At 63.4% G+C, this 15,620-nt stretch carries 11 protein-coding genes; 9 read left to right on the forward strand and 2 right to left on the reverse strand.

Annotated elements, in window-relative coordinates; all coding sequences use genetic code 11:
• Positions 1-17 precede the first annotated feature (17 nt).
• Genes ENHY17A_RS10720 through ENHY17A_RS10735 form a run of 4 tightly spaced genes read left to right on the forward strand, consistent with a single transcriptional unit; the run spans position 18 to position 5,564 of the window.
• Positions 18-1,268, forward strand: a complete 1,251-nt coding sequence (locus ENHY17A_RS10720) for a heavy-metal-associated domain-containing protein (RefSeq protein ID WP_159712581.1) — start codon at positions 18-20, stop codon at positions 1,266-1,268.
• A complete protein-coding gene (locus ENHY17A_RS10725; protein ID WP_159712583.1) occupies positions 1,265-1,879 on the forward strand; it encodes a DnaA ATPase domain-containing protein in 615 nt (204 codons plus the stop codon). Before ENHY17A_RS10720 ends, ENHY17A_RS10725 begins: the two co-directional genes overlap by 4 nt.
• Positions 1,876-4,062, forward strand: a complete 2,187-nt coding sequence (locus ENHY17A_RS10730; protein WP_159712585.1) for an RNA degradosome polyphosphate kinase — start codon at positions 1,876-1,878, stop codon at positions 4,060-4,062. The genes ENHY17A_RS10725 and ENHY17A_RS10730 overlap by 4 nt, the downstream gene beginning before the upstream one ends.
• A 5-nt stretch (positions 4,063-4,067) precedes the next feature.
• Complete coding sequence (locus tag ENHY17A_RS10735; RefSeq protein ID WP_159712587.1) at positions 4,068-5,564, forward strand: Ppx/GppA family phosphatase; 1,497 nt, start codon at positions 4,068-4,070, stop codon at positions 5,562-5,564.
• 88 nt (positions 5,565-5,652) lie between these two features.
• Here ENHY17A_RS10735 and ENHY17A_RS10740 read toward each other — a convergent pair whose 3' ends face one another.
• The gene (locus tag ENHY17A_RS10740) at positions 5,653-5,955 is read right to left on the reverse strand and encodes an I78 family peptidase inhibitor (protein ID WP_159712589.1); all 303 of its coding nucleotides are present in this window, start codon (positions 5,953-5,955) and stop codon (positions 5,653-5,655) included.
• Positions 5,952-7,127, reverse strand: a complete 1,176-nt coding sequence (gene rnd / locus ENHY17A_RS10745; protein WP_159712591.1) for a ribonuclease D — start codon at positions 7,125-7,127, stop codon at positions 5,952-5,954. Before rnd ends, ENHY17A_RS10740 begins: the two co-directional genes overlap by 4 nt.
• A 182-nt stretch (positions 7,128-7,309) precedes the next feature.
• On the opposite strand from rnd, the gene aspS reads away from it, so the two are divergent.
• The 5 genes from aspS to ENHY17A_RS10770 all read left to right on the forward strand — a co-directional run bounded on the left by aspS (position 7,310) and on the right by ENHY17A_RS10770 (position 15,612).
• The gene (gene aspS, locus ENHY17A_RS10750) at positions 7,310-9,136 is read left to right on the forward strand and encodes an aspartate--tRNA ligase (protein WP_159714495.1); all 1,827 of its coding nucleotides are present in this window, start codon (positions 7,310-7,312) and stop codon (positions 9,134-9,136) included.
• A gap of 131 nt (positions 9,137-9,267) precedes the next feature.
• Positions 9,268-10,041, forward strand: coding sequence for a polyphosphate kinase 2 family protein (locus ENHY17A_RS10755; protein ID WP_159712593.1), 774 nt, complete (start codon positions 9,268-9,270; stop codon positions 10,039-10,041).
• 66 nt (positions 10,042-10,107) lie between these two features.
• Positions 10,108-11,634, forward strand: a complete 1,527-nt coding sequence (locus ENHY17A_RS10760; protein WP_159712595.1) for a tryptophan halogenase family protein — start codon at positions 10,108-10,110, stop codon at positions 11,632-11,634.
• 204 nt (positions 11,635-11,838) lie between these two features.
• Positions 11,839-14,865 carry a TonB-dependent receptor gene (locus ENHY17A_RS10765; RefSeq protein ID WP_159712597.1) on the forward strand — a complete coding sequence of 1,009 codons (3,027 nt, stop codon included), beginning with the start codon at positions 11,839-11,841 and terminating at the stop codon, positions 14,863-14,865.
• 69 nt (positions 14,866-14,934) lie between these two features.
• Positions 14,935-15,612, forward strand: a complete 678-nt coding sequence (locus ENHY17A_RS10770; protein WP_159712599.1) for a DUF6445 family protein — start codon at positions 14,935-14,937, stop codon at positions 15,610-15,612.
• Positions 15,613-15,620 lie beyond the last annotated feature (8 nt).

Here is a 15,620-nt window from a genome sequence, read left to right on the forward strand (position 1 = left end):
CCAAAAGGGCGCTTCACATGGCCAGTCGTTCCTTTTTCCGCATCGCCGCTTCCCTGTCCGCACTCGCGCTGGTCGCGACCGGCACTGCCGTCGTCGCGCAAATCGACGACGCGGGCGACCGAGTCGATTCGTCGGGCAGTTTCGAGGTCACCGGCATCGTCGTCGATGTGCGCGGCGAAACCGCCGAACAGGCGCGGCAGAATGGCTGGCGGCTGGCGCAGCGCAAGGGCTGGCAGCAATTGTCGCAGCGGTTGCGCGGCAGTCCGTCCTCGCTGCCCGATTCGGCATTGAACGGGCTGGTTACCGGCATCGTCGTCGAGAATGAACAGATCGGTCCCAACCGCTATGTTGCGCGGCTCGGCGTCAATTTCGGTCGCGCGCGTGCGGGCCAGTTGCTGGGGGTCGCGGTCACCGTTCCGCGCTCGCCGCCGATGCTGGTGGTGCCGCTCCAGATTTCGGGCGGAGTCGCAACGGTGTTCGAACAGGAAACGCCGTGGGTCGATGCCTGGAACCGGTATCGCACTTCGGGTTCGACGATCGATTATGTCCGGCTGACCGGCACCGGTCCCGATCCGCTGTTGCTCAATCAGGGGCAGGTGGGTCGACGCGGGCGCGGTTGGTGGCGTCAGATCCTCAACCAGTACGGCGCGCGCGACATGGTGATCCCGCAGGTCGAACTGTATCGCCAATGGCCTGGCGGCCCGGTGGTCGGCGTGTTCACCGCCGGATATGGCCCCGACAATATCGAGCTGGAGCGCTTCTCGCTGCGCGTCCGCGATGCCGACGGCGTCCCGGCGCTGCTCGACGAAGGCATTCGCCGGCTTGATGCGGCTTATCAGCGCGGGTTGGCCAACGGCATCCTGCGCCCCGATCCGCTGCTCAGCTTCGTGCCCCCCTCGGAACAGCCCGAGGAAGTCGTGCCGGTCGAATTGCCGGTCGAAGAATTGCCGACCGGCGTCACCCCAAGCCCGACCGATGCGGGTCAAAGCTATGCCATCCAGTATGACAGCCCCGGGGTCGGCGCGGTGTCGTCGTCGGAAGCGGCGCTTCGGGCGATCCCCGGCGTGTCGTCGGCCAATACCAGCAGCCTGGCATTGGGCGGTGTGTCGGTGATGAGCGTGACCTATTCGGGATCGCTGTCGGCGCTTCGCCAGCAACTCGAGTCGCGCGGCTGGCAGGTTCAGGAAGGGCCGGGGACGCTGCGCATCCGCCGTGCCGCGTCGACCCCCGCCGCGCAGCCGGAGGGCACGGAGCCCGACGGCGAATGACCCAATTCGACCTGCCACTCGGCTGGCCGGAAGAATTGGGCGACGACGATTTCCTGGTGTCGCCCGCCAATGCGCAGGCGGTCCAGCAGTTGGAGCGTTGGGCGACTTGGCCGGTCATGGCGGCGCTGATCGTCGGCCCCCGCAAATCGGGACGCACGCTGCTGGCGCGGGTATTCTCCGCAAAGACCGGCGCGGCGATCATCGACAATGCCGAAAGCGTCGCCGAGGCCGACATCTTCCACGCGTGGAACCAGGCGCAGGCGCTGCACAAGCCGTTGGTGATCGTAGCGGACGCAGCCCCACCCGAATGGCCGGTGCGGCTGCCCGATCTGCGGTCGCGGCTGGGGGCGACGCCGGTGCTCCGTATCGACCTTCCCGACGATGCGCTGGTCCATGATCTGCTCGCGCATTTGCTCGAGCGTCGCCGACTGGACGCGCGACCAGAGGTCATTCGCTGGCTCGCGCGGCGAATCGAGCGCAGCTATGTTGCAATCCTGATGGTGGTCGAGGCGCTGGAACAGGAAAGCTGGCGCAGGGGTTCGGGTCGATTGTCGATTCCCGTCGCAAAGGCCACATTAATGGCACACAAGCTGCTTATCGAGGTTCCATGACCACCCGACCCGCCGCCAATCTGAACGACGAAGACGACGATCCGTTCGTATCGAACAGCGGTTCGGTGCGGCTGTTCAATCGCGAATTGTCGTGGCTGGCCTTCAACCGCCGGGTGCTGGAAGAGGCGTGCAACGCCGCACACCCGCTGTTGGAGCGCGTGCGGTTCCTGTCGATTTCGGCAGCCAATCTCGATGAGTTTTTCATGGTGCGCGTGGCCGGATTGAAGGGCCAGCAGCTTCAGAATGTCGAGCAACGATCCTCCGACGGGCTGACGCCGGGACAGCAACTGGCAGCGATCGTGCGGGAAGCGGCGGCGCTGGTCGACGATCAGCAGGCGGTATGGATCGATTTGCGCCGCGAACTCGCCGCCGAACGCATCGAGGTGCTGGTCGAAAGCGACATCACCGGTGAGGTCGAGGACTGGCTGGCGCAATATTTCCGCGAGCAGCTTTACCCCGTGCTGACGCCGCAGGCGCTCGACCCTGCGCATCCCTTCCCGTTCATTCCCAATCGGGGGCTGAGCGTCATCTTCGATCTGGTGCGCGAATCGGACGACGAGCGCATTCGCGAACTGGTGCTGTTGCCGCCGTCGCTGCCACGGTTCGTCCGGATGCCGGGTGAGCCCGCTCGCTATGTCGCGGTCGAACGATTGATCGAGCGGTTTTCGGCGATCCTGTTCCCCGGTTACCGCGTGCGTGGTGCCTCCGCCTTCCGGGTGCTGCGCGACAGCGATATCGAGATCGAGGAAGAGGCCGAGGATCTGGTCCTCTACTTCCGCTCGGCGATCAAACGTCGACGACGCGGGCGGGTGATCCGCATGGAGGTCGAGGACGATATCTTCGCCGAACTTGAAGAAGTGCTGCAAGAGGAACTGGGCGGCGGCGACGCCGTGCTGTCCGAGCGCGGCGGGCTGATCGGGATCGCGGACCTGGCATTCATGGTCGAGGAGGACCGGCCCGACCTGAAATTCCCCTCCTATTCCCCTCGCTTCCCCGAACGCATCCGCGAATATGGCGGCGATTGCTTCGCGGCGATCCGCGCCAAGGACATCGTCGTCCATCACCCCTATGAGACGTTCGACGTGGTGCTCGCTTTCCTGAAGCAAGCTGCCGCCGACCCGGATGTCGTCGCGATCAAACAAACGCTGTACCGTGCGGGCAAACAGTCAGCAGTGGTCAACGCGCTGATCGCCGCCGCCGAAGCGGGCAAGTCGGTGACCGCGGTGGTCGAGTTGAAGGCGCGCTTCGACGAGGAGCAGAATTTGCTCTGGGCCTCCGCGCTGGAGCGTGCGGGTGTGCAGGTCGTCTATGGTTTCATCGACTGGAAGACGCACGCCAAGGTGTCGATGGTGGTCCGGCGCGAGGGTGGGCAGTTCCGCAGTTACTGCCATTTCGGCACCGGCAATTATCATCCCCAGACCGCGCGCATCTATACCGATCTCAGCTTCTTTACCGCCGATCCGCGGCTGGGACGCGATGCGGCGCAACTGTTCAACTACATCACCGGCTATGTTCAGCCCGAAGCGATGGAATTGCTGACGCTTTCCCCCCGCGATCTGCGCGACGACATCCTGCGGCTGGTCGATGCCGAAATTGCCCATGCCCGCGAAGGGCGCACGGGCGCGGTATGGGCCAAGATGAATTCGCTGGTCGACCCGGCGCTGATCGAGAAACTCTATGAAGCGAGCGAAGCCGGGGTCGAGGTCGAACTGATCGTGCGCGGCATTTGCTGTCTGCGCCCCGGCGTCCCCGGCATGTCGGAGCATATTCGCGTGAAATCGGTGGTCGGACGGTTCCTCGAACACAGCCGCATCTGGTGTTTCGGCAACGGCAAGGCGCTGCCCAATGACGGCGCGCGCGTCTATATTTCGTCCGCCGACTGGATGCCGCGCAATCTCGACCGCCGTGTCGAATATATGCTGCCGATCCTGAATCCGACGGTGCACGATCAGATCCTGGATCAGGTGATGGTCGCCAATTTGATCGACAGCGAACAAAGCTGGGAATTGCAGCCCGACGGCAGCTACACCCGGATCGAGCCGGGATCGAACCCGTTCAACCTGCACCGTTATTTCATGACCAATCCGTCGCTGTCGGGACGCGGTGCGGCGCTCGAATCGAGCGAATCGATGCCGCAGAAATTGTCGCTGCGCAGGCGACGCGCGATCCACCGCGAGCATTGACCAGGATGGCGACCAGCCTGTTCAAACGCCGCCCCGTCGCGACGCCATCGGGAGCGAGCCGGAGCGCGATCATCGACATCGGTTCGAATTCGATTCGCCTGGTGGTCTATGCCGGGCCGCGCCGGTTGCCCGCACCGCTGTTCAACGAAAAGGTGCTGGCCGGGCTGGGCAAGTCGCTGGCCGCGACCGGCGCCATCGAGCCCGGTGCGCTGGCGGTCGCGCGGACTGCGCTGGCGCGGTTCGCATTGTTGACGCGCGAGATGGAAGTCGGTGAGCTTCGTACTGTGGCGACTGCGGCGGTGCGCGATGCGTCGAACGGTCATGAACTGATCGAAACCGCACGGCTGCTGGGGTTGAACGTCGAACTGCTGTCGGGCGAGGATGAGGCGATCGGGGCGGGGCTGGGCGTGCTGTCTGCCATCCCCGATGCCGACGGCATCGTCGGCGACCTGGGCGGGGGCAGCCTGGAACTGGTGCGGGTAAAGGATGGCGAAGTGCTGGATCGCATGTCCTTTCCGTTGGGCGTGCTGCGCATCCCCACCTTGCGCGGCGCGGGCAAGGCGACGTTCGAGCGGCGCGTGGCCAAGATGATCCGCGACGCCGGCTGGAGCGGAAGCGGCGCAGGCCTGCCGCTCTATCTCGTCGGGGGATCGTGGCGTGCGCTGGCGCGGCTGGAAATGCATCTGGCTGGTTATCCGCTGCCCGTGATCCACGGTTATTGCATGGACGCCGCCGCGGTCAGCCGGATCGCGCGCAGCGTCGGCCGAATGTCGCGCGGGCGGTTGAAAGCGGTGCCCAATTTGTCGGGCGGACGCATTCCGACCCTAGTCGATGCGTCCGCGTTATTGTCGATCCTGCTGCGCCAATTGGGATGTTCGACGACCATCGCCTCCGCCTACGGATTGCGTGAGGGGTTGCTGTACGAGCGGCTGTCGCCCGAGGAACGTGCCCTGGATCCGCTGATCGAGGCGGCGCGTGACGAAGGCGCGCGGCTGGGGCGGTTTACCGAGCATGGCGATCTGGTCGCGCGTTGGATCGCGCCCTTGTTTGCCGACGACGCGGCCGAGGACGAACGGTTGCGCCATGCCGCGTGCCTGCTGGGCGATGTCGGCTGGCAAGCGAACCCCGAGTTTCGCGACGAACGCGGACGCGAGATTGCGCTCCACGGCAATTGGGTGGCGATCGACGCGCGCGGACGCGCGATGGTCGCACAGGCGCTGCACACCGCGTTAGGCGGCGGCATGGATGCGCCCGAACCGCTCACCAGCCTGGCCGATTGGGGCGATCTGGCGCGTGCGGCGCAATGGGGTCTGGCGATCCGGCTGGCTCAGCGGTTGAGCGGCGGGGTTGCCGGGCCGCTCAAGCGGTCGAGCGTTGCGGTCGATGGCGAGGGGCTGATCCTGAGTCTGGAGCCGCGCGACGCCGCGCTTTATGGCGAGGCGGTGGCCAAGCGGCACAAGACGCTGGCGACCGCAATGGGATTGAAATCGGGGCGGGTCTGACAGCAACATCATCCCAGCGAAAGCTGGGATACCGAGCGGGTTAATACGGCTTGATATCCCAGCTTTCGCTGGGATGACGTAGCAGGGATCAGCCGCAGCGCGCGGCGGTCACCACGTTACGCTCCGTGACATCGATGTTCAGCCGGTCGGTGCGATAATCCATCGTGACCGCCATGCCCGGCTTGATGACCCGAACCGTCCGCGACATCGATCGTGTTCGGGCGTCGGCTACCAGGGCCGACGTCGCGGTCTTGCCGATCAGGTCGCCGAGCTTCGACGCGTCGCACTGGCCCGCGCCCATTGCGGGGGTGTCATCGACTGGCGGCACCTGCGCACAGGCGGCAAGCGGAACCGCGACGATTGCGGCGAAGGCGCGGGTAAAGCGGATCATAGATTTTCCTCCGTACGGGTCATCTTCAACTTGCCGTTCTTGACTGCGAACGCCATGCGCCCTTCGACCAGCGCCAGCGCATCGCGTCCGAATTGTTCGAACCTCCAACCCTCGAGTATGGCCAATTGATCCCGCTGGCCCGCCGCCAGCGCTTCGAGATCATCGGTGCGCGCCAGCAGTTTCGACGCGACGTTGATCTCTTTCGACCGAATCTTGAGCAGCAATTTGAGCAGGTCGGCGACCAATGCCCCATCCTTGCCCACCGAAGGCCGACGTTCGTCGCGGCCGGGCATCTCGTCCGCAGGCATCGGACCGCTATTTTCCAGCGCCGCCATCATCCTGCCGCCGATATCGTTCCCGGCCCAGGCCGCCGACAAGCCGCGCACCTTTGACAGTTCGCTTTGCTTGCGCGGGGGATTGGCGGCGATGTCGGCGAGCGTCTCGTCCTTGACGATGCGGCCGCGCGGCAAGTCCTTGCCCTGCGCCTCGACCTCGCGCCAGCGCGCGAGCGCCTTCAGTCGTCCGAGCACCTCCGCCTTGCGGCTGTTGATCCGGATGCGCTGCCACACCTGGTCCAGATCGACGCGGTAGTTGTCGGGATTGCCGATCCGCTCCATTTCCTCGTTCAGCCACAGCCCGCGCCCGGTCTTACGCAGCTTTTCCAGCATCTTGGGGAAGATGGTGGACAAATGGGTGACGTCGGCGATGGCGTAATCGATCTGGCGTTCGTCGAGCGGACGCCTGGACCAGTCGGTAAAGCGCGCGCCCTTGTCGACGGTGATGCCCAGATAGCTGTCGACCAGATTGGAATATCCGACCTGTTCGCCCTGACCCAGCGCCATCGCCGCGATCTGGGTATCGAACAGCGGGAAGGGGGTCTTTCCAGTCAGGTTATAGACGATTTCCAGGTCCTGGCCGCCCGCGTGGAAGACCTTCAGCACGTCTTCATTCTCGGTCATCAGGTCGAGCAGGGGTTTCAGGTCGATGCCGGGTGCCATCGGATCGATCGCGGCGGCTTCCTTGTCGTCGGCGATCTGGATCAGGCACAGCTCGGGGTAATAGCTGTTTTCGCGCATGAATTCGGTGTCGACCGTGACATAGTCGGCGGTGGACAGGCGGGCACAGAGTTCGGCGAGGCTCTTTGAGTCCTCGATCGGGGGATGAATCTTCATCGCGACCCCATAACGCGCCCGCGCGCCTTGACAAAGCGCTCCGTGACGCGGATTCGCGCGGGCCTGTTATTTATCACCCGTCATTTCGGCGAAAGCCGGAATCTCGTGCCACTCAGCGCATCCCCATGAGGCCTGAGATCCCTGCTTTCGCAGGGATGACGGACGAAAAAATGGATCGACATATGCACGCCTATCGCACCCACAATTGCGCCGCACTTCGCGAAAGCGATGTCGGCAACACCGTCCGCGTATCGGGCTGGGTGCACAAAAAGCGCGATCATGGCGACCTGGTCTTCATCGATCTGCGCGACCATTACGGCATCACCCAGATCGTCACCGAAGTCGACGGCCCGGTGTTCAAGGTCATCGAATCGCTGCGCAACGAATCAGTCGTGACGATCACCGGCAAGGTGGTGGCGCGATCCGCAGAAGCGAAGAACGCCAATCTGCCGACCGGCGATATCGAAATCCGCGCGCTGGAGGCGACCGTGCAGAGCATGGCGGGCGACCTGCCGCTGCCGGTTGCGGCCGAGGCCGATTATCCCGAGGACGTGCGTTTGCGTTACCGCTTCGTCGACCTGCGGCGCGAACGCATCCACCAGAATATCATGTTGCGATCGAACGTCATCGCGAGCTTGCGTCGCCGGATGAACGATCAGGGGTTCACCGAATTCCAGACCCCGATCCTGACCGCGTCATCGCCCGAAGGCGCGCGCGACTATCTGGTCCCCAGCCGCGTCCATCCGGGCAAATTCTACGCACTGCCGCAGGCGCCGCAGATGTTTAAGCAGCTCTTGATGGTCGCGGGCTTCGACAAGTATTTTCAGATCGCGCCGTGTTTCCGTGACGAGGATGCACGCGCGGATCGTTCTCCGGGCGAATTCTACCAGCTCGATTTCGAGATGAGCTTCGTCACGCAGGAGGACGTGTTCCAGGCGATTGAGCCGGTTCTTCACGGCGTGTTCGAGGAATATGCCGACTGGCAGGGCAAGGGGCGTCAGGTGTCGCCGTTGCCGTTCGAGCGTATCCCGTACCGCGAATCGATGCTGAAATACGGCAGCGACAAGCCCGACCTGCGCAATCCGATCCTGATTTCGGACGTGACCGATCACTTCCGCGGCTCGGGCTTCGGCCTGTTCGACCGCATCGTCGAGGGCGGCGGCGTGGTCCGCGCGATCCCCGCGCCCAAGACCGCGGAGAAGAGCCGCAAATTCTTTGACGAGATGAACGACTGGGCACGCGGGGAAGGGCATGCGGGGCTGGGTTATATCACCCAGAAGGGCGGCGAACTGGGCGGTCCGATCGCCAAGAACCATGGCGAGGAAGCGACCCGCAAGCTGATCGCCGAACTCGGCCTCGGTCCCGACGACGGCATCTTCTTTGCCGCGGGCAAGGAACTGGCGGCGGCGAAACTCGCCGGCGCGGCGCGCACCCGCGTCGGCGAGCAGCTCGGCCTGATCGACGAAAACCGCTTCGAATTCTGCTGGATCGTCGATTTCCCGATGTTCGAATATGACGAGGACGCGAAGAAGGTCGATTTCAGCCACAACCCCTTCTCGATGCCGCAGGGCGAGATGGACGCGCTGGAGACGAAAGACCCGCTCGATATCCTCGCCTATCAATACGATATCGTCTGCAACGGTGTGGAGCTGTCGAGCGGAGCCATCCGGAACCACAAGCCCGAGATCATGTACAAGGCGTTTGAAATCGCGGGCTATTCTCAAGCCGATGTCGACGAGAATTTCGCCGGTATGATCAACGCGTTCAAATGTGGTGCGCCCCCGCATGGCGGTTCGGCACCCGGCATCGACCGGATGGTCATGCTGCTGGCGGGCGAACCCAATATCCGGGAAGTCGTGCTGTTCCCGATGAACCAGAAGGCCGAAGACCTGATGATGGGCGCGCCCTCGACCGTGTCGATGAAGCAGCTTCGCGAATTGTCGATCCGGATCATCGACGGGCCGGGGATGAAGAAGGACGCACCCGCAGCGGTGGTGGCGCCGGAGTAAGGCCGCTCTCATCCCCACGCGTCACCCCGGACTTGTTCCGGGGTCCACCGTGCCGCACACTCTGCACCTGCGGCGCCTGACGCCCGGTGGACCCCGGCACTCCGGCCGGGGTGACGAGTGAGAGTGATGCGGTGACGATTAACCTCAGCGACTATGAATCCGGCAAGCCCTTCGACGGCGACTACCGTAAGGCCATCGACAAGCTTCAGTCGCGGCTGGACTGTATCCAGGTCGCGCATATCGTTCACAAACGTCCCGCCATTCTTGTCTTCGAGGGCTGGGACGCGGCGGGGAAGGGCGGGATTATCAAGCGGCTGACCGCCGATTGGGATCCGCGTTGGTTCAACGTCCATCCGATCGCTGCCCCGAGTGCAGAGGAAAAGGCGCGGCATTATCTGTGGCGGTTCTGGACGCGCCTGCCCGCGGCGGGTGAGATCGCGATCTTCGACCGTAGCTGGTATGGGCGCGTGCTGGTCGAGCGGGTCGAGGGGTACGCGACCAAGCCTGAATGGCGGCGCGCCTATGATGAGATCAATGCCTTCGAAGCCGAGCAGACGGCAAACGGCGTGACGATGCTAAAGCTGTTCGTCCATGTGACGCAGGAAACGCAAGACCGCGAATTGCTGGAGCGCGTCGAGACGCCGCACAAGCGTTGGAAATTTGCCGCCGATGATCTGCGCAACCGCGCGCGGCGGGCCGAGTATCTGGACGCGATGCACGACATGTTTGCGCGAACGGACACGCGCCATGCGCCCTGGATCGCGATCGACGGCAACGACCGCAAGGCTGCACGGATCGCCGCGCTGACTGCGGTCGCCGACGCGCTCGAAGCACAGGTCGATATGACGATGCCCGAATTGGACCCTGCGCTGGAGGCGGAAGCGCGGGCGATCCTGCGCGGCTGATCGTCGTATCTGGCGCTGGGTCGCGCGGCGTGCCAGCGTCCGCCCAACATGAGTCGGGGAGAGAAGATGGTCGGTCGCGAACACGAACCCTTGCGCGATATCGTCATCGTCGGCGGCGGGACCGCGGGGTGGATGACGGCGGCGTTGCTGTCGCGGCTGTTCATCAACGGATATCGTATCCGGCTGATCGAATCGGATGCCATCGGCACCATCGGGGTGGGCGAGGCGACGATCCCTGCGATCCGCACCTTCAACCAGCTAGCGGGTATCGACGAGTTCAAGTTCCTGAAGGCGACCCAAGGCACTTACAAACTCGGCATCGAATTCGTCGATTGGCGCGCGAAGGGCAGCAGCTACATTCACGGGTTCGGCAAGATCGGCCAGGATCTGATGTGGCTGCACCCGCACCAATTCTGGCTGCATCAGGCAGCGCGCGGGCAGGCGAAGCATTTCGACCATTATGCGCTGAATTGCGTAATGGCGCGCACCGCTAAGTTCGCGCCGCCCGATCCGCGCAATCCGGAATCGCCGATGGCGGACATCGATTACGCCTATCATTTCGATGCCAATCTCTACGCGCGGTTCCTGCGCGGCCGGTCGGAAAAGCAAGGCGTCGAGCGGATCGAGGGGCGTATCGTCGGTGTCCGTCAGCATCCCGAAACCGGCTTCGTCGAGGGCGTGACGCTAGAGGACGGGCGCGAGGTCGCGGGCGACATCTTCGTCGATTGTTCGGGAATGCGCGCGCTGCTGATCGGCGAGACGTTGGGCGTGGGGTATGAGGACTGGCGGCACTGGCTGCCCTGCGACCGCGCGCTGGCGGTGCCGTGCGAGAACGCGCCGACGCTGCTTCCTTATACTCGCTCGACCGCGCGCGATGCGGGCTGGCAATGGCGCATCCCGCTTCAGCACCGCATCGGCAACGGCCATGTCTATTCGAGCGCGCACGCATACGACGACACGATTGCGGACATCCTGCTAGACAATCTCGACGGCGCGCCACTGGCCGATCCGCGCCCGGTGCGCTTCGTACCGGGGAAGCGTCACCGCGTTTGGGAGAAGAACGTCGTCGCGATCGGGCTGGCGAGTGGGTTTCTGGAGCCGCTGGAATCGACCAGCATCCACCTGATCCAGACCGCGATCTTGCGGCTGATCGCGCTGTTCCCGCATCGCGGTTTCGATGCCGCCGATGTTGCCGAATATAACCGTCAGAGCGATTTCGAATTCCGCGATGTCCGCGACTTCATCATCGCGCATTACAAGGTCACCGATCGCGAGGACACGCCGTTCTGGGCCTATGTCAAACACATGGATATTCCCGACAGCCTTGCGGAACGGCTCGACCTGTTCCGGTCGTCGGCGCGCTTTTTCGTCCACGGCAAGGCAGAGCTGTTCCGCGAGGAAAGCTGGGTTCAGGTGCTGATCGGCCAGGGTCTGGATATGCGCCACGACCCGATGGTCGATATGATCCCCGAGGGCGATATCGCGTCGTTCATGCACGACATTCAGGACGTGATCGCCGACTGTGCCAACGCGCTTCCCAGCCACGCCGATTACATTGCGCGCAACTGCCGTGCCGACGGTATTTTGGTTTGACCAATATCGCGACGCGTGGTGGCACGCGACTTTTTTGCCATAGTCGTCGATAATTTTGGCGAGCACGATTTTCCCTCTGGCATTTCTTCAGAAATCGGCGTCACATCGGCGTTAAGCGGGATCGTCGTCCTGGGGTGTATCGACGCGTTTTCGCCAAACAGGAACGGCCTGACCAATAAAGGCCGTCCGCAGGGGAGAAGGTGCATGATTTTCAAAGCGGCAATCCGTCCGTTGTTGATCCGTGGTGTATCGTCGTTTGCGATTGCCGCCGGTCTGGCGGTCGCCCCATCCGCCTATGCGCAGACGGTGGGCACGATTCAGGGGCAGGGCGCACAGCCGGGCGCGACCGTCACCGCGACCGATATTGTTACCGGTCGCAGCGTCACTGCAACGGCGAACGCCGAAGGCAATTTCACCATCGTCGGTTTGCGCCCGTCGCAATATCGACTCGAATCGGGGGGTACGACCGAAACCGTGACGGTGCCGGTCGGCCAGATCGTGTCGATCGACATCAGCCCCATCGAAGCGGTGCCCGGCGAAGGCGAAGTCGTGGTAACCGGACGTCGCGGCACGCAGGAGGTGCGCACCGCGACGATCGGCACCAGCGTCAGCCAGGAACAGATCAACAACCTGCCGCAAACGCAGCGAAATTTCCTGAACTTCGCGGCGCTCGCGCCCGGCGTGACGGTCAGCAGCGACACCAACAACCAGCGCATTCAGGCGGGCGGCGTTTCATCGAACAATGTCAACGTGTTCATCGACGGCACCAGCCAGAAGAACACGGTCGGGTTCGGCGGCGTGGCGGGCCAGAACTTTTCCGGCGGCAATCCTTTTCCGCAATCGGCGATCCAGGAATTCCGCGTCGAAACGCAGAACTACAAGGCCGAATATGAGCAGGCCGGTGCTGCGATCATCACCGCGATCACCAAGACTGGCGGCGACCGGCTGAGCGGGGGAGCGTTCGGCACCTTCATCCCGAAGTCCTTCTACGGACGGCCATTCTTCGACCGGGAGGGCGAGGCGAACAATCAGGGCTTCCCGTGCGCCGACAATCCGGCGGAGACCTGCTTCAACGAGAAGCCCGATTACAAGCGCTTCGAGTTCGGTGCCGATCTGGGTGGGCCGATCATTCCGGGCGTGCTGCATTTCTTTGCCGCGTACGAGGGCGCGCGTCGCACCAATCCGTCGATCGTCGTCAACCTCGATCCGCTGATCCCGGACGGGATTCGCCAGGCGCAAGCGGGCAGCTTTGCCGCGGATTTCAAGCAGAACCTCTATTTCGGCAAGCTGACGCTGTTCGCGTCAGACGCGGACACGTTCAACGCCAGCTATTTCCGGCGCGAGGAAACCGACCTTCGCGATTATGGCGGCAATCGCGCGTTCGAAAATGGTCGCGACGTCGGCACGCAGAGCGAGAATATCCAGTTCGAATGGACTCATCGCGCCGATAACTGGCTCAACGAATTGACGATGAGCTATTTCAAGAACTTCACCGGTACGCCGACCATCACTGTCGGACCCGAATATGTGCTGACCAACGGCGCGCCCGGCGTGGACGACGATGGTGACGGTGTCCCTGATCCGACCGATACCGATGATCCCAGCGGCGGTGACCTCTTCTTCTTTGGTGCCAACTCGTTCCAGCAGGCCAATGACCAGAAGGCGTTCACGTTCAAGAACAACTTTACCTATACCGGCTGGGCAGGCCATGTGCTGAAGGCCGGGGTGCGCGTATCGCAGACGAAGTTGTCTCGCATCGAAGACGCATTCGCCAATGGCCAATATCGGTACGCTTTCCAGCGCTATAGCGACGTTGCCAGCAGTACGCCGTTCCGCGCGACGATTTCGCTCCTGCCCCCTACGGCAGTAGAGGCGGACAATACCCAGATCGGCCTGTTCGTGCAGGACGACTGGACGATCGACGATCATTGGACGATCAATGCCGGTCTTCGCTGGGATTATGAATCGAATAATTTCAACAACAATTATGTGACGCCGGATAAGGTCGCGAACGCCCTTCGTAACTATCAACCGTGGCAGGCCGCGGGGATCAATCCGGAAGATTACATCACCGACGGGAGCAAGCGCGATCCATTCCTCGGCGCGTTCCAGCCGCGCATCGGCGTGTCGTACGACGTGTTCGGCGACCGCGATCTGGTGCTCTTTGCAGGGGCCGGCCGTTATTACGATCGCAACATCTTCTATCTCGCCTCGCTGGAGACGCTGTTCAACAATGTCCGTAGCGAAGCGACGGTCGATTTCTGCGGTGCGACCGGCCTGCCTGCATGTACCGGTGGCGCGAACCAGATCGCGTTCACGCCCGCGCTTCGCGATCCTGCTGCGCTGCGTGCGGCGGTCGCTCAGCAGGGACTGAGCGGCGATATCTGGGTCATTAACAACGATGCCAAGGTGCCCTATACCGATCAATTCAACCTGGGCGTGCGCAAGCAGTTGGGCAGTATCCAGCTATCGGCGGCGATCGCGCATAACCGGTCGCAGGATGCCTTCATCTTTGTGCGCGGCAACCGGATGCCCGATGGGCTGTACACCGAGGGTGGCGATGCGTGGGTGCGGGACAATTTCCCCGATGTGGGACGTCCGGCGGGCTACACGGGGCGGCTCAACATCGGATCGAGCAACGGGCAGCAGCGTTACACCGCGCTCTATTTGAATGCCGACAAGCCCTATAGCCCGACGTCGGGCTGGGGCGGAACCGCGTCGCTGACCATTTCGGACGCCAAATCGAACCAGGGTATCGGCTTCGATGAAGGCCAGATGTTCAACGCCGGACGGCAGGATGCCTATGGCTGGCAGCCGACGCGCGGGCTGGAGCGGTGGCGCTTCGTCAGCACCGCGATCGTCGATATTCCGTGGGATTTCCAGTTTTCCGGCACGCTGACGCTGGGGTCCGGTCCGCGCTTCGGCAACGTCGATTTCACGCGTACCCCGCCCCCCAACTGCGGTGGATGTTTCTACTTCAACGATGGCGGTGTGTTCTCACCCAAGCAGAAGATCGGGTACAAGAATCTCGACCTGCGCTTGTCCAAGACGTTCCGGATGCCCTGGGGTCACGACCTGACCGCCGATTTCCAGGTGTTCAACGTGTTCGATTTCGTCAACCGCAACTATTCGACCTGGGGTGCAGGCAGCGGACCTAATCCGACGCGCGAGGAAAACTCGACCACGGGTTATGCCCGCAGCTTCCAGGCGGGTTTGAAGTACCGCTTCTAAGCCAATGCGCTTGCCGGGCGGACCACGCGCCCGGCAAGCCGATACCGCCGCCAGAGGGGAGGCGCGATCTTGAAGCCGCAACTGCTTCGCCTGGGCGAAGGCGCGCATCCGGTGGTCGTCGTGGACGACATGACCGGGCGGGCGGAAGCGGTGGTCGATCTCGCCGCGGCGCTGGCACCGTTTCCTCATGCCGCGCGATCCTATTATCCCGGCTTGCGCCGCGTGATCGACGAGCGCGACACGGACGCCTTTGGCTATGTCCGGAAATTACTGGAGGACGCGGCCCCGTTCATCGCGGGCGCATTCGACATCGACCGGTTCGATCTGGTCGAGGCGAGCTTTTCGATGGTGACGGCCGCTGGCCATGCGCTGGCCCCCGCCCAGCGCGCGCCGCATTTCGACAGCACCGACCCAAACCATATCGCCGCGATCCATTATCTGCGCGGCACAGAGGCAAGCGGCACGGCATTTTTCCGGCACCGCGCGACCGGCATCGAGCGGGTCGAAGCTGGCAATGTCGATCGCTATGTCGCCACCGCGCGCGGGGAAGCGACGACGCGGCACGGCTATGCCCAGGGTAGCGACGATCATTATGAGGAAATTGGCCGTGTCGAGGGTGTTCGCGACCGGATCGTCCTCTATCGTGGCGGTTTGCTGCATTCGGGGGTGATTCCGCCCGACCTGCCGCTGAGCGGCGATCCGCGCACCGGTCGGCTGACCGCCAACTATTTCCTGCAAGGGGCATGAGCCCCGTC

The sequence above is a fragment of the Sphingomonas sp. AX6 genome (genome assembly GCF_902506605.1).
In the GTDB taxonomy this organism is placed as follows: Bacteria; Pseudomonadota; Alphaproteobacteria; order Sphingomonadales; family Sphingomonadaceae; genus Sphingomonas.

Coding starts and splice junctions, on each gene's coding strand:
- ENHY17A_RS10765 (WP_159712597.1), top strand. CDS start 11,839: ATGATTTTCAAAGCGGCAATCCGTCCGTTGTTGATCCGTGGTGTATCG.
- ENHY17A_RS10735 (WP_159712587.1), top strand. CDS start 4,068: ATGGCGACCAGCCTGTTCAAACGCCGCCCCGTCGCGACGCCATCGGGA.
- ENHY17A_RS10760 (WP_159712595.1), top strand. CDS start 10,108: ATGGTCGGTCGCGAACACGAACCCTTGCGCGATATCGTCATCGTCGGC.
- ENHY17A_RS10730 (WP_159712585.1), top strand. CDS start 1,876: ATGACCACCCGACCCGCCGCCAATCTGAACGACGAAGACGACGATCCG.
- ENHY17A_RS10720 (WP_159712581.1), top strand. CDS start 18: ATGGCCAGTCGTTCCTTTTTCCGCATCGCCGCTTCCCTGTCCGCACTC.
- aspS (WP_159714495.1), top strand. CDS start 7,310: ATGCACGCCTATCGCACCCACAATTGCGCCGCACTTCGCGAAAGCGAT.
- ENHY17A_RS10740 (WP_159712589.1), bottom strand. CDS start 5,955: ATGATCCGCTTTACCCGCGCCTTCGCCGCAATCGTCGCGGTTCCGCTT.
- rnd (WP_159712591.1), bottom strand. CDS start 7,127: ATGAAGATTCATCCCCCGATCGAGGACTCAAAGAGCCTCGCCGAACTC.
- ENHY17A_RS10725 (WP_159712583.1), top strand. CDS start 1,265: ATGACCCAATTCGACCTGCCACTCGGCTGGCCGGAAGAATTGGGCGAC.